This is a genomic window from Cupriavidus sp. 291-E7, from assembly GCF_057798835.1.
This window is the reverse complement of record NZ_JBYOJV010000014.1, coordinates 1-24880: the sequence shown is the minus strand read 5'-3', so window position 1 is coordinate 24880 and position 24880 is coordinate 1. Positions and strand designations below refer to the sequence as shown.

The 24880-nt window shown below is 62.1% G+C and carries 27 protein-coding genes; 10 read left to right on the top strand and 17 right to left on the bottom strand.

The features are described 5' to 3' along the window. Window positions 1–21: 21 nt before the first annotated feature. Genes AC3FLX_RS22790 through AC3FLX_RS22780 form a run of 3 tightly spaced genes read right to left on the bottom strand, consistent with a single transcriptional unit; the run spans window position 22 to window position 2764 of the window. Window positions 22–822 carry an enoyl-CoA hydratase/isomerase family protein gene (locus AC3FLX_RS22790; protein WP_488699596.1) on the bottom strand — a complete coding sequence of 267 codons (801 nt, stop codon included), beginning with the start codon at window positions 820–822 and terminating at the stop codon, window positions 22–24. Then, a complete protein-coding gene (locus AC3FLX_RS22785; protein WP_488699595.1) occupies window positions 819–2063 on the bottom strand; it encodes a CaiB/BaiF CoA transferase family protein in 1245 nt (414 codons plus the stop codon). The genes AC3FLX_RS22790 and AC3FLX_RS22785 overlap by 4 nt, the downstream gene beginning before the upstream one ends. Window positions 2064–2098: 35 nt before the next feature. Continuing rightward, complete coding sequence (locus AC3FLX_RS22780) at window positions 2099–2764, bottom strand: tripartite tricarboxylate transporter substrate-binding protein (protein WP_488699594.1); 666 nt, start codon at window positions 2762–2764, stop codon at window positions 2099–2101. Window positions 2765–2966: 202 nt separating this feature from the next. On the opposite strand from AC3FLX_RS22780, the gene AC3FLX_RS22775 reads away from it, so the two are divergent. From AC3FLX_RS22775 to AC3FLX_RS22765, 3 genes are all read left to right on the top strand, one after another. Next, the gene (locus AC3FLX_RS22775) at window positions 2967–3932 is read left to right on the top strand and encodes a DNA-binding protein (RefSeq protein ID WP_488699593.1); all 966 of its coding nucleotides are present in this window, start codon (window positions 2967–2969) and stop codon (window positions 3930–3932) included. Further along, window positions 3929–5419 (top strand): tyrosine-type recombinase/integrase, encoded by a 1491-nt coding sequence (locus AC3FLX_RS22770; protein WP_488699592.1) that lies wholly within the window; start codon window positions 3929–3931, stop codon window positions 5417–5419. Before AC3FLX_RS22775 ends, AC3FLX_RS22770 begins: the two co-directional genes overlap by 4 nt. An 87-nt stretch (window positions 5420–5506) precedes the next feature. Continuing rightward, window positions 5507–6145, top strand: coding sequence for a hypothetical protein (locus AC3FLX_RS22765; protein WP_488699591.1), 639 nt, complete (start codon window positions 5507–5509; stop codon window positions 6143–6145). 86 nt (window positions 6146–6231) lie between these two features. On the opposite strand, the gene AC3FLX_RS22760 is transcribed toward AC3FLX_RS22765, so the two are convergent. Further along, a complete protein-coding gene (locus AC3FLX_RS22760) occupies window positions 6232–6618 on the bottom strand; it encodes a winged helix-turn-helix domain-containing protein (protein ID WP_488699590.1) in 387 nt (128 codons plus the stop codon). A gap of 202 nt (window positions 6619–6820) precedes the next feature. On the opposite strand from AC3FLX_RS22760, the gene AC3FLX_RS22755 reads away from it, so the two are divergent. Continuing rightward, a complete protein-coding gene (locus AC3FLX_RS22755; RefSeq protein ID WP_488699589.1) occupies window positions 6821–7627 on the top strand; it encodes a sulfite exporter TauE/SafE family protein in 807 nt (268 codons plus the stop codon). A gap of 29 nt (window positions 7628–7656) precedes the next feature. Here the strand turns inward: AC3FLX_RS22755 and AC3FLX_RS22750 are convergent, their stop codons facing one another. The 10 genes from AC3FLX_RS22750 to arsD all read right to left on the bottom strand — a co-directional run bounded on the left by AC3FLX_RS22750 (window position 7657) and on the right by arsD (window position 15336). Next, window positions 7657–8838 (bottom strand): MFS transporter, encoded by a 1182-nt coding sequence (locus AC3FLX_RS22750; protein WP_488699588.1) that lies wholly within the window; start codon window positions 8836–8838, stop codon window positions 7657–7659. Between the two features lie 17 nt (window positions 8839–8855). Then, on the bottom strand, window positions 8856–9617 hold the full coding sequence (arsH, locus tag AC3FLX_RS22745) for an arsenical resistance protein ArsH (RefSeq protein ID WP_488699587.1): 762 nt from the start codon (window positions 9615–9617) through the stop codon (window positions 8856–8858). Continuing rightward, complete coding sequence (gene arsC, locus AC3FLX_RS22740; RefSeq protein WP_488699586.1) at window positions 9614–10036, bottom strand: arsenate reductase (glutaredoxin); 423 nt, start codon at window positions 10034–10036, stop codon at window positions 9614–9616. Before arsC ends, arsH begins: the two co-directional genes overlap by 4 nt. A 9-nt stretch (window positions 10037–10045) precedes the next feature. Then, window positions 10046–11122, bottom strand: a complete 1077-nt coding sequence (arsB, locus tag AC3FLX_RS22735) for an ACR3 family arsenite efflux transporter (RefSeq protein WP_488699585.1) — start codon at window positions 11120–11122, stop codon at window positions 10046–10048. Between the two features lie 3 nt (window positions 11123–11125). After that, on the bottom strand, window positions 11126–11620 hold the full coding sequence (locus AC3FLX_RS22730) for an arsenate reductase ArsC (protein ID WP_488699584.1): 495 nt from the start codon (window positions 11618–11620) through the stop codon (window positions 11126–11128). Between the two features lie 41 nt (window positions 11621–11661). Beyond that, window positions 11662–12156 (bottom strand): arsenate reductase ArsC, encoded by a 495-nt coding sequence (locus AC3FLX_RS22725; protein WP_488699583.1) that lies wholly within the window; start codon window positions 12154–12156, stop codon window positions 11662–11664. Between the two features lie 9 nt (window positions 12157–12165). Then, window positions 12166–12648 (bottom strand): ArsI/CadI family heavy metal resistance metalloenzyme, encoded by a 483-nt coding sequence (locus tag AC3FLX_RS22720; RefSeq protein ID WP_488699582.1) that lies wholly within the window; start codon window positions 12646–12648, stop codon window positions 12166–12168. A gap of 2 nt (window positions 12649–12650) precedes the next feature. Further along, window positions 12651–12980: an ArsR/SmtB family transcription factor gene (locus tag AC3FLX_RS22715; RefSeq protein ID WP_488699581.1), complete on the bottom strand. Its 330-nt coding sequence runs from the start codon at window positions 12978–12980 to the stop codon at window positions 12651–12653. 104 nt (window positions 12981–13084) lie between these two features. Continuing rightward, a complete protein-coding gene (gene arsA, locus AC3FLX_RS22710) occupies window positions 13085–14845 on the bottom strand; it encodes an arsenical pump-driving ATPase (RefSeq protein WP_488699580.1) in 1761 nt (586 codons plus the stop codon). Between the two features lie 11 nt (window positions 14846–14856). After that, window positions 14857–15336 (bottom strand): arsenite efflux transporter metallochaperone ArsD, encoded by a 480-nt coding sequence (gene arsD / locus AC3FLX_RS22705; protein WP_488699579.1) that lies wholly within the window; start codon window positions 15334–15336, stop codon window positions 14857–14859. 223 nt (window positions 15337–15559) lie between these two features. Between arsD and AC3FLX_RS22700 the strand changes: the two genes are divergently transcribed. Continuing rightward, entirely contained in the window at window positions 15560–16381 is an 822-nt protein-coding gene (locus AC3FLX_RS22700) for a winged helix-turn-helix domain-containing protein (protein WP_488699578.1), read from the top strand. A gap of 39 nt (window positions 16382–16420) precedes the next feature. Beyond that, window positions 16421–16747, top strand: a complete 327-nt coding sequence (locus tag AC3FLX_RS22695; protein WP_488699577.1) for an ArsR/SmtB family transcription factor — start codon at window positions 16421–16423, stop codon at window positions 16745–16747. 81 nt (window positions 16748–16828) lie between these two features. On the opposite strand, the gene AC3FLX_RS22690 is transcribed toward AC3FLX_RS22695, so the two are convergent. After that, window positions 16829–19306, bottom strand: a complete 2478-nt coding sequence (locus tag AC3FLX_RS22690) for an arsenate reductase (azurin) large subunit (protein ID WP_488699576.1) — start codon at window positions 19304–19306, stop codon at window positions 16829–16831. 21 nt (window positions 19307–19327) lie between these two features. Then, on the bottom strand, window positions 19328–19849 hold the full coding sequence (locus tag AC3FLX_RS22685) for an arsenate reductase (azurin) small subunit (RefSeq protein ID WP_488699575.1): 522 nt from the start codon (window positions 19847–19849) through the stop codon (window positions 19328–19330). A 181-nt stretch (window positions 19850–20030) separates the two neighbouring features. On the opposite strand from AC3FLX_RS22685, the gene AC3FLX_RS22680 reads away from it, so the two are divergent. The 4 genes from AC3FLX_RS22680 (at window position 20031) to AC3FLX_RS22665 (ending at window position 24520) form a co-directional block, all read left to right on the top strand. Then, window positions 20031–20906 carry a substrate-binding domain-containing protein gene (locus tag AC3FLX_RS22680; RefSeq protein ID WP_488699574.1) on the top strand — a complete coding sequence of 292 codons (876 nt, stop codon included), beginning with the start codon at window positions 20031–20033 and terminating at the stop codon, window positions 20904–20906. A 77-nt stretch (window positions 20907–20983) separates the two neighbouring features. Further along, entirely contained in the window at window positions 20984–22366 is a 1383-nt protein-coding gene (locus AC3FLX_RS22675) for a sensor histidine kinase (protein WP_488699573.1), read from the top strand. Next, entirely contained in the window at window positions 22363–23721 is a 1359-nt protein-coding gene (locus AC3FLX_RS22670) for a sigma-54-dependent transcriptional regulator (protein WP_488699572.1), read from the top strand. Before AC3FLX_RS22675 ends, AC3FLX_RS22670 begins: the two co-directional genes overlap by 4 nt. 130 nt (window positions 23722–23851) lie before the next feature. Further along, a complete protein-coding gene (locus AC3FLX_RS22665) occupies window positions 23852–24520 on the top strand; it encodes a hypothetical protein (RefSeq protein ID WP_488699571.1) in 669 nt (222 codons plus the stop codon). A gap of 64 nt (window positions 24521–24584) precedes the next feature. On the opposite strand, the gene AC3FLX_RS22660 is transcribed toward AC3FLX_RS22665, so the two are convergent. Further along, on the bottom strand, window positions 24585–24880 hold a 296-nt coding region (locus AC3FLX_RS22660), incomplete at its 5' end, for a Tn3 family transposase (protein WP_488699570.1).

Below are 24880 nucleotides of genomic sequence, written 5' to 3'. Positions count from 1 at the left end.
GCGCGCGGCGCCTGGCTTCTTCTATTTCCCGCTCCATTCCGGCGATCGCTTGTCGACGAACGCTTCCACCCCTTCCTTGAAGTCGTTGCTGCCATAGCAGCGCCGCACCAGATCGTCGGTATCGGCCACGGCCGCGACCGTCTGCCTTCGCAACGCCTCCTTGACCACCTGCTGCGTCACCGGGGCGAGCTTGGCCAAGCGTTCGCAGAGCGCCGCGACCTCGGCATCGATTTCGTCGGCGGAATGGATACCTTCCAGAAAGCCGCACGCCAAGGCAGCCTCGGCACCGAGGACCTGCGCCAGCAACAGCATGCGCCGCACCGGCTGCAGGCCCCACGCCGCGCGCAACTTGGCGAGATTCAAGGCCGACAGCGTATTGCCAAGTGTTCGTGCAATCGGCACGCCAAAGCGGGCATTGGGTGTGGCAAGCCGGAAGTCGCAGGCGGTGGCGATGGCAAGGCCGCCGCCCACGCACCAGCCATCGACCACGGCCACGGTTGGCATGGGCAGTTTCTCGACCAGCCCGATGCCTGCATCGATCTGCTCCTCGTAGCGGATGCCATCGTCGCCACTCTGGAATGCGCGGAACTGAGCGATATCGGTGCCGGCGACAAATGCCTCGCCACCGGCGCCGCGCATCACGACCACGCGGATGCCAGCACCGTCGGCGCCCGCCAGGGCGCGGCAATGCTGGCCCAGTTGCTCGTACATGGCCCACGTCATCGCGTTGCGCGCGGCGGGGCGGTCGAATGTCAGCGTGGCGACCTGTCCCAGGACGGAGAGGGTGACCTGGCCGGCCTCCGGCGGCGGGTTCGCGCTCATGCCCCGAACGCGCCGCCCGCGGCCAGCGCCTCCCGTTCGGTGCGTCCGATGCCGAGCTCGGCCAGCACCTCGTCCGTATGCTGGCCCAGTAGCGGCGGATGGCGTCGCACCTGTTGCGGCGTGCCACCCATCTTCACGGCAAAGCCGATGTTCGGGACTTTGCCTTCGATGGGATGGTCGATCTCGATACGCATCTGCCGGTGCTTGCCGTGCTCGCTGTCGAATGCCTGCGGATAGGTCAGGATTGGCCCGGCCGGAATGCCGACTTCCAGCAACGATTCGATCCAGTAATCGCTCGGCTTCTGCGTGAATGTACGTTCCAGCTCCGCGATCAGGTCATGCCGGTTGGCAAGACGCAGCGCCACGGTGGCAAAGCGTTCGTCGGCCAGCAGGTCCTGCCGGTCCAGCGTATTGCAAAGCAGTTGCCAGAGTTTCTGGTTGGTCGCGCCCATCACGAAATGGCCGTCGGAGGATTTCATGGCCTGGTACGGCGCGCTCATGCGGTTGGCGGTGCCAAGCGGCTCCGGTTCGCGGCCCGTGCCCCAATACTCTGAGCTGTCCCAGACCGAGAATGCCAGCGCCGAATCGAACAGCGATGCATCGACGTATTGGCCTTTGCCGGTCTCCTTGGCGCCGATATAGGCGGCCAGCATGCCGTAGGTGGCAAACAGCGCGCAGCCGATATCGGCCACCGGCACGCCGCATTTCACCGGGGCATCGCCAGGGTAGCCGGTCACGCTCATCACGCCCGACATGGCCTGCGCCATCAGGTCGAAGCCGGGACGCTTGGCCCACGGCCCCGATTGGCCAAAGCCAGAAATGCTGACGTAGACCAGCCTGGGATTGATCTTGGCCAGCGTGTCGTAGTCGATGCCGAGCCGCTTCATCACGCCGGGACGGTAGTTTTCGACGAGGATGTCGGCGGACTCCGCCAGACGATAGAGCACCTGGCGGCCTGCCTCGCTCTTGAGGTCCAGCGTGACGCTGCGCTTGTTGCGGTTCATGTTCAGGAACCCCATGCTGTCCGGGCCCTTCATCTTGAAACCCATCGCGCCGCGCGTCTGGTCGCCGCCATCGGGCGGTTCCACCTTGATCACGTCCGCGCCAAGATCGGCCAGCAGCATGCAGGCATACGGACCGGCCATGACCTGGCAGACGTCGAGCACGCGCACGCCGGCCAGCGGCAGGGGGCGGGCGCCATCGTTGGGCGCCGCGTTGGAGGTCGTGTCGGGATTGGTCATCGATAGCTTCCGGAAGAAATCACTGAGGAATGTGGTCAGGCTTCGGCCTTGACGCCGGCCTGCTTCACGACCTTGCCCCACTTGCTTGCCTCCGACGCGATGAACGCGCCGAACTGCTGGCTCGATCCGCCCGAGTCCTCGGCGCCAAAGCTCTTGAGCTTCTCGGCCACATCGGGCATGGCCAGCGCCTTGTTGACGTCCTGGTTCATGCGCTGCACCAGCGCGGGCGACATGCCCTTCGGGCCGACGAGGCCGTACCACGACGCGGCATCGAGGCCGGGGAAGCCCGACTCGGCCAGCGTCGGCACGTTGGGATGGCTGGCGGCGCGCTTCAGGCGCGTCTGGGCGATGGCGATGACCTTGCCCTGTGCGATGAACGGCGTGGCGGCCGTCATCGTGTCGAACGCATAGTCGATCTGGCCGCCGAGCAGGTCGGCAATCAGCGGACCCGAACCCTTGTACGGCACATGGACGACATCGACCTTGGCCTGCAGCCGGAACAGTTCCAGCGCCAGGTGCTGGGCCGAGCCAATGCCCGACGAGCCGAACGAGATCTGGCCCGGCTTCTTGCGGCACAGCTCGACGATCTCGGCCACGGTGGGGTCCCTTTGATTTCCCTGCAATTTGCCAGGGTAGCCACCCCTAGCAACCATGCGGGTTTCCGGGCGACGCTTGCCTAAAATCCCCGTCAAATCAGTCACTTGCTGACTGGTCCTCCTCCCCTGGATTTGAAACGCTGATCGGGCTCCCGCGCGGCCAAACGCACCCTTTGGGTCGTTAGATTCTGTTTTAGCAAGATAATTAGATTTATCCTGTTTTCATTTTCTTGAACCACAGGAATATGCCTTTCCTAACGTTAGGATCGTGTGTAAGATAGGGCCACATTCCCTGCTTTCTATCGCCATGCCCCGCCTCGCCGCCACGCCCGACCAGATCCGCGCCACCGTGCTGGGCATGCTGACCGAGGCCGGGGATGCGGCACCGCCCACCGCCGCCCGCTTTCGCCGCGTGGTGTCGGTGCGCAAGCTGCGCGACCGGCTCGGCGGCGGCGACCCGGCGACGCTGTCGCGCACACTCAATGCCATCGAGGCCGAAGTCGTGCGCGCGGGCCTGGCCGACCTGGCCCTGCCCGAGCTTCCCGCCGAGATTGCCGAAGCGATGCGCGCGCTGTGGCAGGCCGCCGTGGCGGTCCAGTTGGATGACGTGGTGCGCCTGCGGCGCGAGGCGCAACAGACCGCGGAGGCCGCACAGTCCGCCCGCGCCGAGGCCGACCTGCGGGTCGAGCTGCTGCGCCAGGAGCTCAGCGAGGTGCGCGGGCAGCTGGCCGCGCGCGACACCGCGCTGGCCGAAGCCAGCGCTGCCCTCGCGGCCGCCAGCGCGCGGGCCGACGACCACGCGGCACGTCGTGGCGAACTCGAGACGGCACTGGCGACCGTGCAGGCACGTGTGCTGGCGGACGAACGCACCCATGCCGAAGCGATCTCCACCGTCCAGACGCGCTACGAGGCGCTGTCGAAACAGCTCCTGCAGGAAACCGCCCATCAGCGCGACGCGGTGCGCGCCGAGCGGACGCAACTGGCCTCGCAACTCAAGTTCGCCGAGCGGCGCATCGCGGCGCTCGAGGAGGAGCGCGACCGACTCGACGCGGAGCTGATCAGCGAACGCGCGGCGCGCCAGACCGCCGCCGGCGAGGCCAGTGCCCTCAAGGCCGTCACGGCCAGCCAGCGCGCCCAGCTCGATGAACTGCTGCGCGCGACCCTGGCCGCTGCACCGCCCGCGGCGAAGGTGGCGCGCGCGCCGCGATCGATCGGTAAGCCGCCTGGTAAGCCTGACAGCAAGCCCAACAGCAAGCGCCGCAATCAGTCATGAATCCGGCCGACTGGATCGATACCGGTGCGGTGCCACCGCGCCCCTTGCCGGCGACGGTCGACGCGGCGCTCGCCTACCTCGCCGAGACGCTCGGGCATCCGGTCTACGCGCACTGGACCCTCACACGCATCAAGCGCCGCTACGGATCGCTCGCGGACGCCAAGGCCGCGCAGCCGACGGTGCTTACCCTGCTGCTGGCCCACGACGGGGCCGTCGAGTACTGGGAGCGCGGACGCCTGCGCACCGCGCCGGCGGACCAAGCGCCCAGCCCGGAGACGGTCCTCGCCCGGCTGCTGCACACGCACCGCCGCCGCTTCCGCTCCACCACCGCCTCGCCGGGGAGCAAGCCAGGGGTAGTGGCTGCCACAGAGGTGACGGGGATGGTCGCCACGCCATGGCTGGCCGCATTCGGTCATGCCGACCCCGCGTGGCTCGCACGCGCTGGCCGCTTCGCCCAGCCTCAGAGCGCCGCCAACACGCTGGGTGCCGTCGATGACGCGCAGGCGTTGGCGCTCTTTCTGCGCGACCGGACCGGCCGATCGCGCCATACGCTGCGTGCTTATGGCGCCGAGCTACGTCGCCTGATGCGCTGGTGTGGCACGCACGGGCTTGGGCCGTTGTCGGACCTGACGCGCCAGCAACTGCTCGCTTACCGGCACACGTTGCAGCACGGCGAGCCCGGCACGGAGGCCGCGTCGCCACCGCTGTCCGAAGCGACCTGCACGCGCGCACTCGCGGTGGTGGCGAGTCTTTACGGCTACTGGTACGCCACCGGCTACCTGCACGCCAATCCGGCCGCCGGCCTGTCTGCCGGCAGTCGTGCGCGGACCGGTTTTGTGCCGACGCGGCTGATTCCGCCTGCGCTGCTGGACGCGTGCGATGCCTGGCTGGAGGCGAACAGTGCCGACGATGCGTTGCCGGCGTGGCGACGGCGGGCGATCTGGGCGCTGTATCGCTATGCAGGCGTGCGCCTGGCGGAACTGGCCTGGTCGGATGAGACTGCACTGCCCCGCCTGGAGGTCGAAGCGCCCGGGCGGTGGACCCTGTATGTCTGCGGCAAGGGGCGAAAGGTGCGGGCCATTCCGCTGCCGAATCCGTGCGTGGCGGTGCTGCGGGCGTATCGCCGCGCCCGCGGCTTGCCGCCCGAGCCGCCAGCGCACGAGGCATTGCCGGTGGTCCACGGCAACAAGGGGGAAGCGCTCCGGCAGGCCGGCCTCTATCGCGAGGTCAAGGCGATCTTTGCTGACGTGGCCAATGGTCTGCAGGCGCGCGAGCCGGCGCAGGCGTTGCTGCTACGCGCCGCATCGCCGCACTGGTTACGCCATGCCTATGCGCGCACGCTGGTGGTTGACCACCAGGTACCGTTGCCAGCCGCCCAGGCGCTGCTTGGCCACGCCTCAGTGCAGACCACAGCGGCCTATGCCAAGACGGACCTGACGCAGTTGCGGGAATTTGTGGATGCGACGTTTAGTGGCGATACGCCCTAGGTCAAGCAGCAGGCCATAAGCCGTACCGTATTGGCCGACGACGGGTCGCAGTTTCTACTTACTTAGCCGGTTAAAAACCAGTCAACAATGACACGGAAGAAATACGGGATCCAGATCTTTGATGAAACGGGAGCGCCCGTCCTGGAGGTGGGGCCGCATCTGATTCGCGAGTCGCCAAAATTTGCTGAAAAAATCGGGGCGATCGCGGCGTCGTGGGCCCATGCCGAAGTGAACCTGAACTGCTACTTCGCGATCTTGCTGGATACGACACCAGATGAAGCCGCCCGGCATCTGAAAAAGCACAAGAGCGCGGCCAGCGCCACCGCAGGCGCGAGAAAGGTCGCCGAGGAGTCGCTGAGCGGCGCGGAACTAGCCGCGACCATCGCGATCCTGGACAACCTGGACGAAGTCCGTGTGCGGCGCAACCGAATCCAACACGATGTGTGGGCCAAGAAAGGGAGTGACAGTCAGCGGATTTTTGCCATTCACGCAGATCACTACCTTTCGTTCACCACTGCTGTGGTGGCCATTCAAGAGTCCGCAGCCACGCAAAGTGAACAGAATGCACGTGTGATCGCGCTCGCCAACGAATTTGCGGCGCGGGTATCTAGCAGCTTCTCCGTTCAGGAACTCGAGGAACTTGATCACGATGTAGATCTTCTGAGTCAGTCTCTTGTAACGGCCATGTTTTCGCGCATCGCCCGGCGCCTGGAAAACGGGGACTGACATCGCTGACACTGATGTCCGTAGCGCTCACACCTAATAGGCTCGCCTGAGGGCGTTCCGAGACGTCCGGAGTCGGCGGAACGCGATTAACTCAACTCGCCGGTGTCTGGCCGAATTAGGCGAAGCAACTGAGGTAGCCGTTTTTCGATCGCCCGCTGCGCGTCGCGCTCGATGGCTCGGTAGACCTCGAGCACGCGCTGACCCGTCAGGCTGAGTTGCGCTCCGCCGCCGGATGCGCCTCCCCGTTGCTTGAGCACCAGCGGTTCGACAAAGTCGGCATTCATGGCCGCCACAAGCGACCAGACCTTCTGGTAGCTCATGTTCAACCGCCTCCCCGTTTCGGCAATCGAACCGGTTTCGGCTATCCCCTCCAGAACGTCAGCCTTGCCCGGGCCGATGGCCACTGCGTGCTTGATCTCGACCCGAAAACGGGCCTTTTCATGAGCGGGCGATGTCGAGAGCGTTGGTTTCATGGCATCCATTATCGGCGATTCTGGTCAACACGGCCATGCGATATACTTTGGATTCGATATCGTATGGATTAGATATCGCTTGTCGAGCCACCCGTTACATGGTGTGAGAGTGGCTCGTCTAAAACCGGTTCCCTGGCGCGACGCTCGCCGTGCGCCTGGGCTCGGATCTCATTCACGTCATGCCCCTGCGGCAGCAATCAAAATGGCCCACAGTGCATCGAACTCCTCGCAGTCCAAGGCCGCGGCCTTTGTTGGCGGGGGCCTCGTTGGCACCCTTGGCGGACTGATCGGACTGGGTGGCGCCGAGTTCCGGCTTCCACTGCTCATTGGTTTTTACCGTTTCGCCGCGCTGGAAGCCGTGATCCTGAACAAGGCGATGAGCCTGGTGGTAGTGGCGTTTGCCTTGCCTTTCCGGACTCAGGCCGTGTCGGCCGCGCAGGTGCTCTCCCATTGGCCAATCATTCTTAACCTGCTTGCGGGAAGCCTGGTCGGCGCGTGGTGCGGGGCGAGTTGGGCCACGCGCATGCGCTCGGACCTGCTGTACCGGATCATCGCCATTCTGCTCGTCGGCATGGCCGTGGTGCTCTGGACGAGCCATGGGGCTGGGAGCCACCAGGCCTTGTTGCAACCTGGACCCATTCAGTTTGCTGGGGGCGTGGTGGCGGGTTTCGCGATAGGCGTCATGGCTGCCGTCATGGGTGTGGCCGGCGGCGAACTGCTGATTCCAACCCTGACGCTACTTTTTGGCGTCGATCTCAAGCTCGCGGGCAGCCTGAGCCTCGCCATCAGCTTGCCCACGATGCTGGCCGCCTTCGCGCGCTACAGCCGGGACCAGAGCTTTTCGGTGCTGCTCCGCCATCGCGGCTTTGCGGGGCTGATGGCTGCGGGCTCCATCGTCGGTGCCTACCTAGGCGGACTGCTGCTCGGGATGGTACCCACGGACCTGCTGCTGCCACTGCTAGCCGCCATCCTGCTGATCTCAGCCGTCAAGGTCTGGCGTCACACGTAGGCGATGGCTTAGGTTGGCTGGACCGTCACTCAAGCAGGTTGAGCCTGAGCCGATTTCACATCCCGAACGGCAAGTAACATCAGAACGGCTGCAACACCGAGCCCGGACGACAGCCAGAGCGCCTTGGCGCCGGCGATGTCGAGCAGCATGCCGAAGAGCCATGGCGCTAATGCCTGAGCGACACGGGCCGGGACCATCAGAACGCCTTGTCGAAGCCCGTAGCCACCCGGGCCGAAGATGACCAGTGGAAGCGTGCCTTTTGCAATCGTGAGGATGCCGTTGCCTGCGCCGTGTAGAACGCCAAACAGGACGGCGGCCGGCGCGCCCAGCAGGCCAAAAGCCAGTGCGCCGAGCGGGTGCATGGCGGCGGCGATGCGCGCTGATAGCAGTGGGTGAACCTTGCGCAGTAGGCCAAACTCCAGAATGCGCGCTCCGACTTGGGCGGGTCCAATCAGCGCACCGACCAAGACGGCGGTGGCAAGCGTCGCACCGCCGGCCTGAAGTAGTCGAGGCAAATGTGCAGCCATGGCGGTACTGATAAACCAGGTAGCCGCAAAGACAAATGCCAGCGCAAATGAAGCGAACCGTTGCAAAGGTTCCTCTGCCGAAGCGACTACGGTGGACGGTCGAGCCACGGGCCTCTCAATAGCAATCGCGCCACGAGGCATGCTGAGATTCAGGGCGAGTCCCAGCGTCAAATGAAGTGCTGCCCAGGCAAGACACGCGCCTCGCCATCCAACGTGGGCATCCATGTAGGTCGATAGTGGCCAGCCGACAGTGCTCGCGAATCCGGCAATCAGCGTGATGCCGGTGATGGCACCCCGTGAGCGATTGCCATAGAGTGCCACCAATGTTGCAAATGCGGCCTCATAGAGGCCCGCACCCATCCCGACGCCAAGGATTAGCCAGGCGGCGAACAGCCCGATGACACCCTGCGCGAATCCCAGACCCGCGAGTCCGAGGGCAAATATCAGACTGGTGGCCACCAATACCGAGCGCCCACCGGTTCGATCGATCATCCTGCCTGCGGAGGGGCCGATGAGTGCCGACACAATCAGCGCCGCGCTGAACGCCGCAAATACCGTCGGTGCCGACACGCCGAGATCCTTCGCCATCGGCGTCGCCAGCATGGCCGGCAGGTAATACGTCGACCCCCATGCCAGCGTCTGGGCAATGCCCAGCCTGGCGATCACGCTACTGCTCGGCTCCATGGCCATCCTGTTGATTATTATTCGACTTCGCCAGTATCCGTATCACCGACCTGGGCTTCCTGCTCATGACTCATGGCAGCGGCCGCGAGTGTGGTGGCCGTGGCAGGTGCCGCTTCCTTGCGCTCGCTGTAGCGGTCCGTCAGGTAGTCGCTGCGATCGCGAACCAGCAGCGTGAACTTGTAGAGCTCCTCCATGACGTCGACGACGCGGTCATAGTAGGAGGATGGCTTCATGCGGCCATCAGCATCGAATTCCTGGTACGCCTTGGCAACCGACGACTGATTAGGGATGGTCACCATGCGCATCCAGCGCCCCAACACACGCAGGGCATTGACGGCATTGAACGACTGCGAGCCGCCGCTGACCTGCATCACGGCGAGCGTCCGGCCCTGCGTCGGGCGGACGCCGCCCATTTCCAGTGGGAGCCAGTCGATCTGGTTCTTGAACACCGCGGTCAGCGTGCCGTGCCGCTCTGGGCTGCACCACACCTGGCCTTCCGACCATTCCGACAGTTTGCGCAGCTCGACAACCTTGGGGTGGTCGGCGGGGACGCTGTCGGCCATCGGCAGCTCGTGCGGGTCGAATATGCGGGTCTCCGCGCCGAAATGCTGGAGGATTCGTTCGGCTTCCTGCACGAGCAGCCGGCTGTACGACGTCTCGCGCAACGAACCGTAGAGCAGCAGGATACGCGGCGGGTGCGTACTGACGTGTGCCGGCTCCAGTTTGTCCAGATTGGGCGTTTCCAGCACCGCTGGCACGATATTGGGCAAATCCATCATTGGACCCTCCGCCCCTGCGCGTCGATGACGACTTCACCATTCTCCTTGGTGAAGGCGCCTTGCTGTGGCGCGGGCAGAATATCGAGCACCAGTTCCGAGGGGCGGCACAGGCGAATACCGAGTTCGGTCACGACAAACGGCCGGTTGATCAGGATCGGATGGGCCAGCATCGCATCCAGCAACTGATCGTCAGTCAGCGAGGGATCGGACAGGCCGAGTTCCGCGTAAGGCGTGCCTTTCTCGCGGATGGCCTGGCGAACTGTCAGGCCCGCGGCACGGATCATCTGCTGCAGCGTCTGCCGGTCAGGCGGCGAGTTCAGGTATTCAATAACCGTTGGTTCAATGCCCGCATTGCGAATCATCGCCAGCGTATTGCGTGAGGTGCCGCACTCGGGGTTATGGTAGATCGTTACCGACATTCGGATTCCTTAGTTGCTCTTGGTCTCGTACCAGGACTGCGACCGGTTGACGATATTGACGACCAGCAGCATGACCGGCACCTCGATAAGCACCCCCACGACCGTAGCAAGTGCCGCACCCGACTGGAAGCCGAAGAGACTGATGGCGGTTGCCACGGCAAGCTCGAAGAAGTTGCTGGCGCCAATCAGGCTGGACGGACCGGCTACGCAGTGTGCGACGCCCAGCTTGCGGTTCAAGAGGTAGGCGAGCCCGGAATTGAAGAAGACCTGAATCAGGATAGGTACCGCCAGCAGTGCAATGACCAGCGGCTGATCGATGATGGCCTTGCCCTGGAAGGCGAACAGCAGGATCAGCGTCAGAAGCAGTGCCGTAATCGAGTACGGTCCCAACTTGTGGGTAACGCGCTGGAAATAGGCGACGCCTCGACCCAGAAGCATCTTGCGCAGCAATTGCGAGATGATGACCGGCACGACGATGTAGAGCGCCACCGACGTGAGCAACGTGTCCCACGGTACGGTGATAGACGACAAGCCCAGCAGGAGCGCGACAACGGGTGCAAAGGCCACCACCATGATCGCGTCATTCAGCGCAACCTGGGACAACGTGAAGTACGGGTCGCCCTTGCACAACTGACTCCACACGAAGACCATCGCGGTGCAGGGTGCGGCGGCGAGAAGGATCAGGCCAGCCACATAGCTGTCGAGCTGATCGGCGGGCAGCAGCGGCGCAAAGAGGTGGCGCACGAAGATCCAGCCGAGCAAAGCCATCGAAAACGGCTTGACCGCCCAGTTGATGAACAAGGTCACACCGATGCCACGCCAGTGCGATTTCACCTGGCCCAGCGCGCCGAAGTCGATCTTGATCAGCATCGGGATGATCATCACCCAGATGAGGACGCCGACGGGCAGATTGACCTGGGCGTACTCCATGCGCCCGATCGCCTGGAAGACCTCGGGCAGCATCTGCCCCAACGCGATCCCGGCAACGATGCAGAGCGCGACCCAGACGGTCAGATAGCGCTCGAAAAAGCTGATGGCCGGCTTGCCCGCGGCTTGACTGGACGCCGCTACATTCTGACTGCTCATCGTTCAGCTCCCAGCCAGACGTTGCAGCGTCTCTTGAAGTTCGGCGTTGCTCATGTCTTCGATCGGCAGCAGCAGCAACTGCAGCATCCGATAGCCGATCGCCTGGCGCGTGAGTTCGAAGGCCTGACGCTTCTTCGCGTCACCACCTTCGGTGTTCGAGGGATCAGGGTAGCCCCAGTGCACTTTCACGGGGCTGCCCGGCCAGTAGGGGCATTCCTCTTCGGCCGCGCTGTCGCACACGGTGATCACGACCCGCATCTCCGGAGCGTTTTCGCCCACAAACTCGTCCCAGCTCTTGCTGCGAAAGCCACTAACGTCGACACCTGCGTCGCCAAGCACTTCGATGGCGAACGGGTTGATACGACCGCTCGGCGAGCTTCCCGCGCTGTAGGCGCGGACATCACGGCCGAGCTGCTTGGCCAGATGGTTCAACATCCCTTCGCTCAGCACACTGCGGGCCGAGTTGTGGGTGCACAAGATCAAAACGTTGGTAGTCATGGGGCGCGACGTAAGAGTATTGGAGTACGGGCCGGACTGCGTTACTGCTGTCCGATGTCCCGGACGGCCTTCTGGAGCGCAACGGCATCCAGTTTTGGCAGGGGCAATGCCAGGAACAGTTCTATGCGACGCTTGAGCGAAATGGCGGCGTCACTGATGGCTTGCTGCTTCTGCGCATCGGTCCCTTCGCATGCGGCAGGATCGGGAACACCCCAGTGCGCAGTCATCGGCTGGCCCGGCCAGATCGGGCAGACTTCACCCGCCGCCTTGTCGCATACCGTGAAGACGAAATCGAGTTCCGGTGCACCGTCTTGCGAGAACTCGTCCCAGCTTTTGCTGCGAAAACCGTGTGTCTCCATGTCGTAGCGCGCCAGTTGCGCCAGAGCGAGCGGATTCACCGTCCCGGTCGGATGACTCCCCGCCGAGTAGGCACGGAAGCGTCCTCTGCCGAGATGATTCATCAGGCCTTCCGACAGGATCGAGCGTGCCGAATTGCCGGTGCAGATGAACAGCACGTTGTAGATTTTTTCACTCATGGGTCACTCTCAGCAGCAGGACGGCGTGGAGTTGACGGCAACGCCAATCGGCTTGCCCTGGGGCGCACGAGGCGCGCAGCACGCCGATTCTGGCTTGGCGTCTTCGATCTTCCGGGATTCGCCGTACACTGGCACATTCCCAAGGGTGTGAAAATGCTCCCAGGCGATGCCTTGCGGATCGGTCACCCAGTACTTCTCGCTCCGTGCATAGCAGCAGGTGGTCTCGCCTTCGTCGAGCAGTGCCATGTCGGCCGCTTCGGCTCGTGCCTTCAACTCGACCAACTCTTCCGCATCGTCGGTCTGGAATCCGAGGTGGTCCACGCCAGCTTCCGCGCCGCGTGCCGAAATGGCGAAGTTCACGCGCGGATCCTCCAGCATCCACTTGGCGTAGTCTTCTTTCACCACAGCTGGTTCGGTTGCAAAGAGTGCGGAGTAGTAGCGAATGCTCGCAGACAGATCGGTGACGCCGACGTGAACGTGGAAGCGCTTCATGGTTAGGCCTCAATGGCGACAAAACGTTTGGACACGGGAGTGCATGGATTGCCGCTGCAGCAGTTCTCCGTGAGGTAGCCCAGCAGTGCGTTCATGGTCTCGAAGTTGGCCATATAAATGATCCAGCGCCCGTCCTGACGGCTAGCAAGCAGGCCGGCGCGATGCAATTCCTTCAGATGGAAGGACAGCGACGACGCCGGCATTTCCATCAGCTCCGCAATCCGGCCGGCAGCCAGCCCTTCCGGCCCAGCCTGGACCAACAGTCGGAATACGGACAGACGAATCGAATGGGCAAGCGCAGCGAGCGCTTCGAGAACATGATCGGTTTCCATGATTCGACTATATTGGAAATATAAAATAAATCAAAGTGAATTTTCTGTGACGGCAGCAGACGCGCTCCAAGCGCCCGCTGCCCCGCAAGTGCTCATATCGGCGCTTATGCCGACTCCTGATTGACCAGATGCTCCAGGCCAGCGACGCCGACGGGAAGTTCGGCGAGCCACGGGATCAGGGCACACTCTTGCGCCAGATCCTTGGCAACACGTTGGATGAAGGGCACTTCATAGTCCCCGCGTTGGCTCAGCATGGGGTGAGTCGTCCCGCTTGCCAGGAGCGATTGATTGATGACCCACGCATACGGGTTGATGCCCGCGCGGGCGAGATCTTCCGAAAGGCGCTCTGCCTCGTGCACGGGTGTGGCTTCCGGCAGGGTAACAATGAGCACGCGGGTATAGTCAGGATCGCGCAGTCGTGGCAACAACTGCCGGACGGCCTCGGGCATGTCGCCCTGCGTGCGCATGACTTCCTTGTGGTACGCCTCCGCCGCGTCGAGCAACAGGATGGTGTGGCCTGTGGGGGCGGTATCCAGCACGACGAATCCGTCCTTGCCTTCGTCGACAGTGCGCGCGAAGGCTCTGAAAACTGCAATCTCCTCGGTACACGGTGAGCGCAGGTCTTCTTCCAGCATGGCGCGTGCGGCGCCATCGAGTTGCTGCCCAGCCTTGCCGAGAACCTCTTCCGTGTACTGCCTGACTTCTTCCGTTGGATCAATTCGGCTCACCGTCAAGCCTGGCACCGCACCATCGATCGTGGCCGCAATGTGTGCGGCCGGGTCCGTTGTCGATAGCACGACTCGGTGTCCCATCTTGGCCAGCGCCACGGCCACCGCAGCCGCCACCGTGGTCTTGCCCACGCCACCTTTGCCCATCGTCATGATGACGCCGTGGCCAGCGGAGGCCATGCGCTCGACCAGTCCACCCGCGCCAGGCGGCAAGTCGATGGCGGGTCTGTCGTGAACGGTTGGGGATGCCACCGTCTCCGGGTGGGCCATTTCGCGCAGTGCGTCTAATCCCACCGTGCCGCGTGGCAGGAAGGGAATGCGTGCCTGAGGCAATGCGGCGAGCGCCACCGGCATATTGGCCAGTGATTCAGCCGCCCGCAGCGCCATTGCCGTCGCAATGGGGTCCCCGGAGGTCGCGTCGGAGAATAGGCCGTTGATGACCAACTCCTGATTTCCTATGCCGAGGGCAGCCAGTTCGGCGTGCGTGCGTTCGGCTTCTCGCAACGATGCGATATCGGCACGTGCGACCAGCACGACGGTCGTCTCGTTGGCACTGGAGAGCCGATCGACTGTCGCGGCATAAAGCGCCTTCTGTTTCTCCAGGCCGGCTAGCGGTCCCAGACAGGAAGCGCCGCCGGTCGAGGACGAGATGAACTCGTCCCAAGCGGACGGCAGCGTCAGCAGACGCAGCGTGTGGCCGGTGGGGGCCGTGTCAAAGATGACATGATCAAACTCGGCTGTGCCAGACGGGTCGCCCAGCAGCTTCGAGAATTCATCGAATGCGGCAATCTCAACAGTACACGCGCCGGAGAATTGTTCCTCCATGCTCTGGATGGCCGCCGCAGGCAAGATGCCCCGGTAAGGCGCCACCATGCGCTCGCGGTAGGCGTGTGCCGCGGCTTCAGGGTCGATATTCAGGGCGCACAGGCCGGGCGCTCCGGGGATCGCGGTCGGCACTTGGCTTAAGGACACGCCCAGCACCTCGTCGAGATTGGAGGCCGGGTCCGTGCTCACGATGAGCACGGATTTACCCGCCTCGGCCAGAGCTAGGCCTGTGGCACAAGACAGCGAGGTCTTGCCGACCCCGCCTTTCCCCGTGAAGAACAGGTAACGAGTCCGTGTCGATGGGAGAGCCATGGCACGCTCCGTTAGCAGCAGCCGGATCCGGGCGTGCATTCGCCCACACGGACACGCGGCTTGTCACTGGAGGCCACCGCAAGGTCAAGCTTCTGTGCCAGGTGCAGGCGCGAGGGATACATGCCGGTGGAGACAATGCGCCCGTCGACCGTAATGATCGGCAGTCGGTCCATGCCGCCCTCCATCTCCTTGACGATGGCTGGGTTGGCCGCGAATGCCTGGGGCTCCTGACCAAGGTTATGTCGGGCGACTGTGACGCCTTGTGCTTCGAGCCATTTCAGGTCAGCGGCAAACTGCGCCAGGACGGCGTCCACATACACCCCACAGACACCAGTTGGGCAGCACATGGCAGGGTCAAACACTTCCAGGGTCTTCATGATGACTTCCTCTTCGAACGCGGCTTCAGGCGCGGACAGCGCGGGCGCGAGTGACCGGCCACGCAGCGATAACTTCCATGTTTCCAATATTATCAAAATATTGATCGTTTTCATTGCGGTAGATCAGATGGCGTCCAGGTTTCACTAAGAGTCTCATGAGGCATATTTGACCGCTATGCCCCCTGTCGCCTGAAACGGCTGGCCGCGACTTGTCGCAAGTCGAAAGTCGTTCTACAAATTATTTACATAGTTCTAGAACCATCGAGGTTTGGTCCCTAGCCATGACAGCGAGTCGGCGGTAGCGCGCGAGACGCCACCGACTGGCGGGAATCTGCGAATGACCCCCAACCTCACGAATGACGAGGCATGCATGCGGGCAAGCGTATTGGCGATTGAGGACGATGCCGCTAGTGCAGAGATGTTGAGCGCTACGCTGCTGCGAGGCGGTTACTTTGCGCTGCGTGTGGCAGACACACAGATGGCGGCGCCTTTGATGGCCAGCGTTCCGCCTGACCTGATCGTATTGAGTCATACGTTGCCGGGTAACTCGGCCATCGAATTTTTGCGGGGCTTGCGGAAAAGCGGTCGTAGCAGGCGAGTGCCCGTTCTCATGTTGTCCACGCGAGGTTCGGACGAAGACTGCATTGAGGCGCTGGAGGCTGGAGCGGACGACTACCTGCTCAAGCCCATCGCGCCGAACGTACTGCTCACCCGCATCAGGGCGGCACTCCGCCGGCATGTGCCCCAGCTCTTCGGAGAGCTTGTGACCGTTCACGGGCTGACACTGGACCCGCGGTGTCACCGCGCATATGTCGTCGTGAAAAGAGCAGAGGTTTTGTTGAAGGTCGGCCCCACCGAGTTCAAGCTGTTGCATTACCTGCTAGCGAACCCTGAAAAAGTGCACAGCCGTATCACGCTGCTTGACCGAGTCTGGGGCGGCCATTCTTCGCTCGAGGAGCGGACGGTAGATGTGCATATCAAGCGCCTACGCACGATCCTCAAGCCCTACGGTTATGCCCCCATCATCGAGACGGTGCGCGGCAGTGGCTACCGGCTATCGGCGCAAGGCATGATTGACGCTGACCACCGGGCTCCCGGAGCCTCAGCAGTCAAGGCGGCAAGCGCTGGCGGTGCGTCCGCCGTGGCGCCATGCCGATGACGGTAGAATCAACCATTCGATTTGATCGTCCTCGTGCCCATGAAGGAAAAAGAAGCCATTCAAGCCTTGTCGGCATTGGCACAATCCTCACGTCTCAGCATCTTTCGCCGGCTCGTTGTAGCCGGGCCGGAGGGACTGAGCGTCGGTGTCATTCAAGAAGAACTCAAGCTGGCCGGCGCGACATTGTCATTTCACCTGAAGGAACTGACGCACGCCGGGCTCGTGTCCTCTCGCCAGGAAGGGCGATTTGTGTACTACGCGCCCGAGATTGGGCGCATGAACTCGCTGATCGATTTCCTGACCGAGAACTGCTGCCAGGGCGTGGATTCGGCCGCCTGCAAGCCTGGCAAGAAGATCAAATGCTAGCCCTGGTGGGCTGAAACGTGGAATGCCAGGGAGCTGCGCCCAACGCGCGCGGCTCTCCTGGCTCACCTTGTCGTGGGTCGACTACACATAGCGGCGATCTTTGAAGCTGACCTTGCGCTTGTAGTCTTCCATGGACCCGACCCTGCGGATATCCGCCCAGGTGCCCTTGTAGTACGGCACGATGTTGCGGTCGGTCCAGTCTGTCGTCACATCCCCCTGAATGCCGTTGACATAGCCGAAGACCATGAAGGTCTGTCCGGACTTAGCAGATGGCACGGGGTAAGCCATGGCATAGGTCGAACCGAAGTCATTGAAGACTTCGACCACGTCACCCGGCTCGATGCCCAGAGACTTGGCGTCACCCGGATTCAGCTCGATATACGCCATGGGATATCGCCCCTTGACGAATTCGTTGTACTGGTCGTGGTACGCGGTCTGCCAGATCTCATTGTTGCGGCCATTGTTGATCCAGAACTTGTACTTGCCCTTCAGGTCTGCCACGGTCTTCGGTAACCCTGGCCACGGGGACGGCTTGAACTCCGCCTTCCCGTCCTTGGTATCGAACTTGCCATCGGTATAGAGCATCTCCGTGCCGACCAGCTTGCCGTTGGCGTATTCCTTGATCGGGAGTTGGACGCCATTGTTCCCCATGGCGCGCAGACGCTCATAGGTCGCGAGATTGCCAGTGGGGCCACCCTGGCTGTCAATGGGGCCGGCGCCTGGCTGGCCTGCTTGCCGGAAGCCGTCATTGAAAGCATCCTCTTCCGTCTTCCACGCGAAGCCGTCATATCGCTTGGCAGCATCTGCGTTGCCGGCCTTCTCGTACATGGCCTTCAGGGTGTTCGCAATCCGCGCGGCGATGAGGCAATCGGGCAGTGCCGATCCCGGCGGGTCCATGAAGCGTTCGGACAGGCGGATTCGCCGCTCCCCGTTCATTGACGTCAGATTCATTTCCCCTGGGTGGGCGGCAGGCAGCATGACGTGCGCCGCCTCGGCCAGCTTGGTCGGGTAGAGATTGATGCTGGTCACAAACAGACCGCCCTTGCGGGTTGCCTCATAGATGACATCGGCCATCTGGTCTGGCGTGGCGCCGCGCGTCTTCGACATGGCTTCCTTCACCATCTGTGATCGGCGCAGAACGGCTTCACGCAACGCCTGGGCATTGTTGCTGGTCTGAAAGTTGTTGCACGCCCACCAGGTCATCATCCGACCCTTGCCCTTGATGAGTTCCTGATCGATGTAGATCTTGCCCTTGCCGGGATATGGCGGTCTCGTGTACCCCTCCTGGTGGCCGCCCATGCGCACGACGCCCGTGCCGCGCCGCCCGACGTTGTGCGTGGCCAGGACCAGGTCAACGAGAGCGGATTGGATCAGGTAGTTGTCGTTGCCCCAGATGATGCCTTTCTCATAGGCGTGCATCGTTCGCGGCCTCTGACCACTCGCCTTGGGCTTGTATGCCCATTCCGCCGCCTTCACGAGATTCTCTTGCGGGATGCCGGTGATGCGCGACGTCTCTTCGAGGGAGAGCCGGTTTGCCTTGATGGCGCCGTCGAACCCGTGCGTGTAGGTGTCGATGAATGGTCGATCGATCCATCCCTTGTCGACCACATAGGTGAAGAGTCCATTGAAGAGCGCGACATCCGTTCCGGGTTGCAGATCCACATGCAGGACGTTGTCCTTGCCCGCCACTTGTTCTGCGATCGCCACCGTCGGGGAGCGACGGGGATCTACCAAAATGATCTTTGCCTTCTCCAGAGTCTCACCAGGAAAGCGCGTTTTGCGCTTCTCGACGGTGCCGCCTTGCAGGTTCGGCACCCAGTGATTCAGGAAGTAGTTGGTCTGCGTCTCGTAGGCGTTCGTGCCGATCGCCATGATCACGTCCGCCAACTCCGCATCCTCATATGAGTTGTTGAGCTCGCCGATGCCCATCTCACGCGTGGCGTGGCACTCGGAGTTGTAGGCCGGGCGGTTGTGGATACGGACCATCTGCGTCTGGATTGCGGAGAACATCAGCTTCCCGGTTCCCCAGGTGTTCTCGAAGCCGCCGCCCGCACCGCCATGGTCAAAGCACGAGAAGACGACACCATCCGGCCCATCGCGATCAAGCACGCGCTTCATGACGCCAGCGTACACGGCCATGGCATTGTCCCAATCCGTCTCCAGCCATTGATCGGCAAGATAGATCATCGGACTATGCAACCGGTCCCGTCCGATGCCATCGGGCGTGTACATGTATGACGCCATCTTCCCGCCACGCGTCGAACTCAAGCCGCTGTTCACCACGCAGGCCTTGTCGGGAACAATCATGATGTTGTGGCGCGATCCGTCGGCGTTTGTGACGACGTTCGTCATGGCAGGGGTCAGCGTCAGGGAAAGCGGTGGCACCTGTTTGCGAAAATCGGTGCCCAAGGCGTTTTGGCTGGGGGCGCGTCCGCCTTCCGAGCCCTCAGGCCATTTGTAGACGTGATAGCCACACCCGACAATGCAGAAGTGGCACGTCATGTTGGTTTTCTGTGCGTTGACGGGTGGCAGGGTCAACCGGTCTTTTGTGGTGGGCATGGTTGTCTCCGGTATCGCTGGTCACAGAATGTTGGCTTGACGCCCGTAGATGAGCCCATCGATACCCACCGCGGAGATACTGCCGCTTTGCGCGTCGTACATGAGCTGCACACGGGGAAGGTTCTCTGTCGCCTGCCCGCAGATCATCTGGCCGGACTTCTCGGCATCGAACATGCTGAAGTGGCACGGGCACTTAAATGTTCGCGTCGCCTGGTCGTACGTGACGGGGCAACCCATGTGCGTGCACTGGGTGCTATAGGCGACGATATCTTTGTCCGGGCCAACACCGCCCGGCACCGGGGTTCCCATCTTGATCGCGGCGCATGGAGACGCAGCATCCGGATAGCTGAATGGCACCGGCTGATTGACGGCCATCTTGCCAACCGTGCCCACGGTGCGCCGCGGGTATGGCAGGAGCGTTCGGCTGGTGTCGGGGGCTGGTGGCGCGGCGGCCTCGGCGTGGGACAGCGGCCCGACTGCGCCTGCAGCCGCACCAATGCCACTGATTTTCAGGAAGGTGCGCCGGGAAACGTTCTCCGTCATGGTCTCCTCCATTTCTTCTGGAAACTGCTACCGTTTGAGTTGTGCAGCAGCGTTTGCTTGGCAAAAGACATGCCCGGAGCCCAAGTTACTGATTTCCTTGGGGTTTCCGTGGCTGCACGATAGAAGGCATGAAGCCGACGTCACGGCTCGGAAACTTGCTGCAGTGCGAGGAGACACCGAAATGTTACGAAACCGAAACGTCACTCGGCGCGCGGTACTGCGTGGCTTGATGGCTTACGGCGTGGCACCGTTCTCGCTTGCCATCGGGCGCGACCCAGACTTGCTGCGGTTTGGGACCACGCCGGTGTTTCTGAATGACCGCGTCGAGACGACCAGGCGCTGGCAGCAATACCTCGAAACAGCGACCGGCAAGCGCGTTCAGTTTGTTCAACGAGGGTCCTATGGCGAGATCCTGGAGTTGCTGATGCGGGACGAACTCGATGTGGCGTGGGTCTGCGGGTATCCATACGTGATGGCGAAGGATCGGTTGACCCTACTTGCCACGCCGCTCTACCACGGCAAGCCTCTCTATCAGTCCTATGTCATCGTTCCCGAATCGGATCGGGCGACGCAAACCATTGGCGATCTGGCGGGGAAGATCTACGCCTTCAGTGATCCACTCTCCAATAGCGGCTACCTCGTCCCGCGAATTGAGCTGCTGTCGCGCGGGACCAGTCCGGACCGGTTCTTCAAGAAGACGTTCTTTACCTTCAGTCATCGCAAGGTGGTCGATGCAGTCCGGTTAGGACTGGCCAACGGTGGATCGGTCGACGGCTATGTATGGGATACCTTGGCCGCCCAGCAACCGGAAGCCGTGCAGGGTGTGCGAGTGGCATGGCGATCGAAGGAGTTCGGCTTTCCACCGTTAGTCGTCAGAAAATCCCTTGCAGCTGAAGACGCAACGATACTCAAGGATGCGTTCATCACAATGGGGCGATCGGAAGGTGGGCGCGATGTGTTGGGGCGGCTAAACCTTGATGGCTTCGCAAACGAGCCTGACAGCATCTTCGACACCATTGCACAAATGGCACACACGGCAAACACGTCGAGAACGTGATGGGCGTTCGTGATCTCAGTTATCGCTACCGGATTCCTCTCGCGCTAACGGCCGTCATCCTGGCTACGGAGTGCGTGGTGACGCTGACCCTGCTTCTGCAGGGGTTGTCGGACGCACGACAAGATTTGCGAGCCGGGGCCACGAATCTCGTTGCCGTGCTGTCCAGATCGTTACGGGATCCCTTGTTGCGCGACGATGTGTGGCAGGCCTTCGAGGTGATCCGCACGCCCATTGAGGCGCGTGACGCGGATAACGCGCTCGAGAGTATTACGGTGACCGACAATGCAGCACGCGTCTTCGTATCGACTGACACCACGACGTTTCCAATGACGACAAAGCTGGCGGCGCTGCCGCCTCCGGCGAAGGCGCTCCTCACGGAGCCTAATGGCAAGACAGGCGTGCATTACACGGGAGCCGGCTGGTTGTTCGTCGATGATGTTGTGGCCTCCGGGAATGTCGTGGCTGACGACGGTTCCAACCTGGGACGCGTCGTGGTGGTGTATGACGCCGAGAAAATATCGTCGCGTTTGCGCAAGACCTTGCTCCAACTCTTCGCGGTGACCTTGCCAGGACTCGTCGTTCTCATCGCGATTGGCTGGATATGGGGAAAGCGTATTGTGGCGCCACTATCTCGACTGTCATACGCCTTGCAGCGGGTTGGCAAGGATCCCCCAGGACACATCGCATCCATGGTTGACAAGGAGGGACATGCCGAGATCGCGCTGTTGAACGCGCGCTTCACGGACATGCTGACAGGCCTTGCAGAGAAAGAGCGCCTGGAAAAAGAAATCCTGACCTCCGAGCGGCTCGCCGCAGTGGGCCGGGTCGCGGCAGGCATTGCACATGAAATCAACAATCCGTTGGGCGGCATGCTCAATGCGGTGGACACATTGGCCACGCATGGCAGCCCGGATGCCTTCACAAACAAGACGCTTGGGCTCCTCGAGCGCGGGCTGAACCAGATCCGTACCACGGTGGGCGCGTTGCTTGTTGAAGCGCGATTGGACTCTCCGGCGATGTCGCCGTCCGACTGGGAGGATTTGAGAATGCTGGTTGCCCCGCAGATTGACGCCCGTCATGGAACGCTAATTTGGCAGGTCAGTCTGGCTGAGCCTGTTCCGCTTCAGTCGCACTACGTCAGGCAGCTATCGCTGAATCTCTTGCTTAATTCCGTCAAGGCCATCGGCGATAACGGTAGGATCTGGTTTCGTGCTGACGTAGAAGACGGAAGCTTGCGCATCAGGGTAGCGAACGATGGCGAGCCGATTCCACCGGAACGCATGGAGCATTTGTTTGAGCCCTATTCGATGGTTCAACACGAAGGTGGCCGCCGCTCCTATCCTATTGGCCTGTGGGTCTGTTACCAGGTCACGACCACACTCAATGGCGCGATTCAGGCAGTGAACGATGACGGTGTGACGTGCTTTGACGTGACGATCCCGATTGATGGAGCTGCATGATGAGCGTCAGTTCTCCGAGGTTGTGCCTCATCGAGGATGATCCGATCATGGGCGAGTCCGTGGCGGACCGCTTCAGCCTCGAAGGATTCGTCCTGGATTGGTACCGCACGGGCGAAGCCGCCCTCGAAGCGATCCGATCACGGCGCTACAGCGCAGTGATCAGCGATATCCGTCTGCCGGATATTTCCGGAGATCAGGTGTTCAAGAGAGTCGCCGAACAGGCCACTTTCGTACCGCCGTTCATCTTCATTACGGCTTTCGCGAGCGTGGAGCAGGCAGTCGAGATCCTGAAGCACGGCGCAACAGACTATGTCACCAAGCCGTTTGACATCAGCGAACTGGTAAAAAAGGTCTGCCTGACAATCGGGCACCGCGCGAACGATGCCCGGACATCTTCCGAGTCGCCCTTAGGGGTGTCCGAGCCGATGCTGGCACTGGCCGACACGCTGCCCCGCGTCGCGAAGCGGGCACGCATCACCCTGATCACTGGCGAGTCGGGTGTTGGCAAGGAGGTGCTCGCCCATTGGCTTCACGAACTCGGCGGAAAAGTCGAGGCGCCGTTTGTGGCGGTCAACTGTGGTGCCATCCCCGAGACGCTTCTGGAAGCCGAGTTCTTTGGCGCGGAGCGTGGCGCCTACACCGGGCTGGATCGGGCCAGAAAAGGGCTATTCGAGCAGGCCATTGGTGGAACGCTCTTCCTTGATGAAATCGGAGACCTGCCGCACGCCATGCAGGTCAAGCTGCTACGCGCCATCCAGGAGCAACAGATCCGGCGGCTCGGGTCGGACAAGGTGGTACCGGTCGACTTACGCATCGTATGTGCAACCAATCGCGACTTGCACAGCCTCGTAAAGGAAGGTCGATTCCGGGAGGATTTGTACTATCGGGTCAACGTCGTGAACCTGAGCATCCCACCGTTGCGCGAACGACCGGCGGACGTGTTGTGGCTCGCCAGAAAGATTCTCTCATCCCAGGCCGAAAGACTCAGCGAACCCACCAAGACCCTGTCGCCGGCGGCGCAAGCCGCGCTCCTTGCTCACGGCTGGCCTGGCAACGTGCGTGAGCTGAGCAACCGACTGGAACGCGCCTGCGTCCTTAGCACGGAATCCGTGATTAGCGAGCGGGAGCTTTTTGAGGATGGCGCCGAGCGAGCTCAGGGATCGAGCGGCATGCAGTCGCTGGAAGACTTCCTCTCAGACGCTGAGCGTTGCTACATCGAGGCCGTGCTGAAGCGCGAGGGTGGACGAATTGCGCATAGCGCGGCCGTCCTTGGCGTGTCCCGCAAGACGCTATGGGAAAAGATGAAGCGGTTGGGCATCCGCACTGCGGATCCCGACGCGTCCGGGCCGTCATGAGAGGGTGGACGACTGCTAGGCTTGGCGGTCCCCGCGACTAGCTCGCGTCCGTCGGCAAACCACTACCTGCTGCGGGTCTTGTTTATTTCCATATTTCGCATATAGTCGAAATAAAGGCGCGGAGACAGTTATGGGCAGCAAAGGGCACATTCAGATCGGCGCTCGTCAATCGGACCGGGAAGGATTGCAGTGTGGCGCGATGGAAGGCTTGCACTTGGTGATGGCGCATCGACGAGTTGCCGCCGCCCGGACAGTGCCATTGGTGCACGTGCCTGGCTTCCCGCCGGCGTTTGACAGCCTCTTTCAGGCAGACCTCGCCCGCGCGTTTCAGATGGAAACCGGGTACGTGACGTCCGCGATCGCGCTGACCCGTACGAATGATGCCGAATTCGAACTGGAAGGATTGGGGGTCACCGACGGCTCGTCGGCTGTTGTCCTTGCCATGGAGATGGACGATCTGATCAAACCTGGGTTGGGATGTGACTGGCAAACGCGATTGCTTCGCTTCCGAAATAGTCTTGCCGACCAAGGTTCGAAGCTCTTTGTCGCGTTAGCCACGCAGCGCGAGGCGGACGGAGTGCTTGGAAATTTGACAAACCTCAGGAGGCGCCTCGTTTTGAATGGCGTCAAACGATACTGCCATGTCGAGGGGATCGGCTTCCTCGGCTCTATACAGGGTGCTACTACCACTAAGACCCGGCAGAAGCGGCAACCTGACAAGCCGTTCGCCACCGTCCTTGCCCGCAGACTCGCCTCGACATCGTTCTTTTGCTGCGGTGCCTTTCGTATCGGTGGCTAGAGCGATCGGTATTCGAGACACCGCATCGAGGTGTCAGTGCTGGGCAACGCGTCTGTGGTCTAGATCATGCTGTACGCCACGTCGACGGTACGGTCTGCGCGCTTGTCGCACTCGGCAGTAGCCGGTGCGCGTAGCGTGCAATCGGAAAATCGAAGGTGCCGCGCAAATTGATGCCTTCCAGCCGAGTTGGCGCGATCTGGCGCAGGTCCTCGGCACGCATAGATTCGCCGCCGATAGCCTCTATCGCCTCCAGAGCATTCTGCATGTGCAGCGTGTTCCAAGCCATCACGGCATTGGTCAGCAACGTCAACGAAGACGAGACCGCTGCCAGCGATGCATCGTGCCGAGCCAACTCCAGGG

Coding starts and splice junctions, on each gene's coding strand:
- AC3FLX_RS22790 (WP_488699596.1), bottom strand. CDS start 822: ATGAGCGCGAACCCGCCGCCGGAGGCCGGCCAGGTCACCCTCTCCGTC.
- AC3FLX_RS22785 (WP_488699595.1), bottom strand. CDS start 2,063: ATGACCAATCCCGACACGACCTCCAACGCGGCGCCCAACGATGGCGCC.
- AC3FLX_RS22775 (WP_488699593.1), top strand. CDS start 2,967: ATGCCCCGCCTCGCCGCCACGCCCGACCAGATCCGCGCCACCGTGCTG.
- AC3FLX_RS22770 (WP_488699592.1), top strand. CDS start 3,929: ATGAATCCGGCCGACTGGATCGATACCGGTGCGGTGCCACCGCGCCCC.
- AC3FLX_RS22765 (WP_488699591.1), top strand. CDS start 5,507: ATGACACGGAAGAAATACGGGATCCAGATCTTTGATGAAACGGGAGCG.
- AC3FLX_RS22760 (WP_488699590.1), bottom strand. CDS start 6,618: ATGAAACCAACGCTCTCGACATCGCCCGCTCATGAAAAGGCCCGTTTT.
- AC3FLX_RS22755 (WP_488699589.1), top strand. CDS start 6,821: ATGGCCCACAGTGCATCGAACTCCTCGCAGTCCAAGGCCGCGGCCTTT.
- AC3FLX_RS22750 (WP_488699588.1), bottom strand. CDS start 8,838: ATGGAGCCGAGCAGTAGCGTGATCGCCAGGCTGGGCATTGCCCAGACG.
- arsH (WP_488699587.1), bottom strand. CDS start 9,617: ATGATGGATTTGCCCAATATCGTGCCAGCGGTGCTGGAAACGCCCAAT.
- arsC (WP_488699586.1), bottom strand. CDS start 10,036: ATGTCGGTAACGATCTACCATAACCCCGAGTGCGGCACCTCACGCAAT.
- arsB (WP_488699585.1), bottom strand. CDS start 11,122: ATGAGCAGTCAGAATGTAGCGGCGTCCAGTCAAGCCGCGGGCAAGCCG.
- AC3FLX_RS22730 (WP_488699584.1), bottom strand. CDS start 11,620: ATGACTACCAACGTTTTGATCTTGTGCACCCACAACTCGGCCCGCAGT.
- AC3FLX_RS22725 (WP_488699583.1), bottom strand. CDS start 12,156: ATGAGTGAAAAAATCTACAACGTGCTGTTCATCTGCACCGGCAATTCG.
- AC3FLX_RS22720 (WP_488699582.1), bottom strand. CDS start 12,648: ATGAAGCGCTTCCACGTTCACGTCGGCGTCACCGATCTGTCTGCGAGC.
- AC3FLX_RS22715 (WP_488699581.1), bottom strand. CDS start 12,980: ATGGAAACCGATCATGTTCTCGAAGCGCTCGCTGCGCTTGCCCATTCG.
- arsA (WP_488699580.1), bottom strand. CDS start 14,845: ATGGCTCTCCCATCGACACGGACTCGTTACCTGTTCTTCACGGGGAAA.
- arsD (WP_488699579.1), bottom strand. CDS start 15,336: ATGAAAACGATCAATATTTTGATAATATTGGAAACATGGAAGTTATCG.
- AC3FLX_RS22700 (WP_488699578.1), top strand. CDS start 15,560: ATGACCCCCAACCTCACGAATGACGAGGCATGCATGCGGGCAAGCGTA.
- AC3FLX_RS22695 (WP_488699577.1), top strand. CDS start 16,421: ATGAAGGAAAAAGAAGCCATTCAAGCCTTGTCGGCATTGGCACAATCC.
- AC3FLX_RS22690 (WP_488699576.1), bottom strand. CDS start 19,306: ATGCCCACCACAAAAGACCGGTTGACCCTGCCACCCGTCAACGCACAG.
- AC3FLX_RS22685 (WP_488699575.1), bottom strand. CDS start 19,849: ATGACGGAGAACGTTTCCCGGCGCACCTTCCTGAAAATCAGTGGCATT.
- AC3FLX_RS22680 (WP_488699574.1), top strand. CDS start 20,031: ATGTTACGAAACCGAAACGTCACTCGGCGCGCGGTACTGCGTGGCTTG.
- AC3FLX_RS22670 (WP_488699572.1), top strand. CDS start 22,363: ATGATGAGCGTCAGTTCTCCGAGGTTGTGCCTCATCGAGGATGATCCG.
- AC3FLX_RS22665 (WP_488699571.1), top strand. CDS start 23,852: ATGGGCAGCAAAGGGCACATTCAGATCGGCGCTCGTCAATCGGACCGG.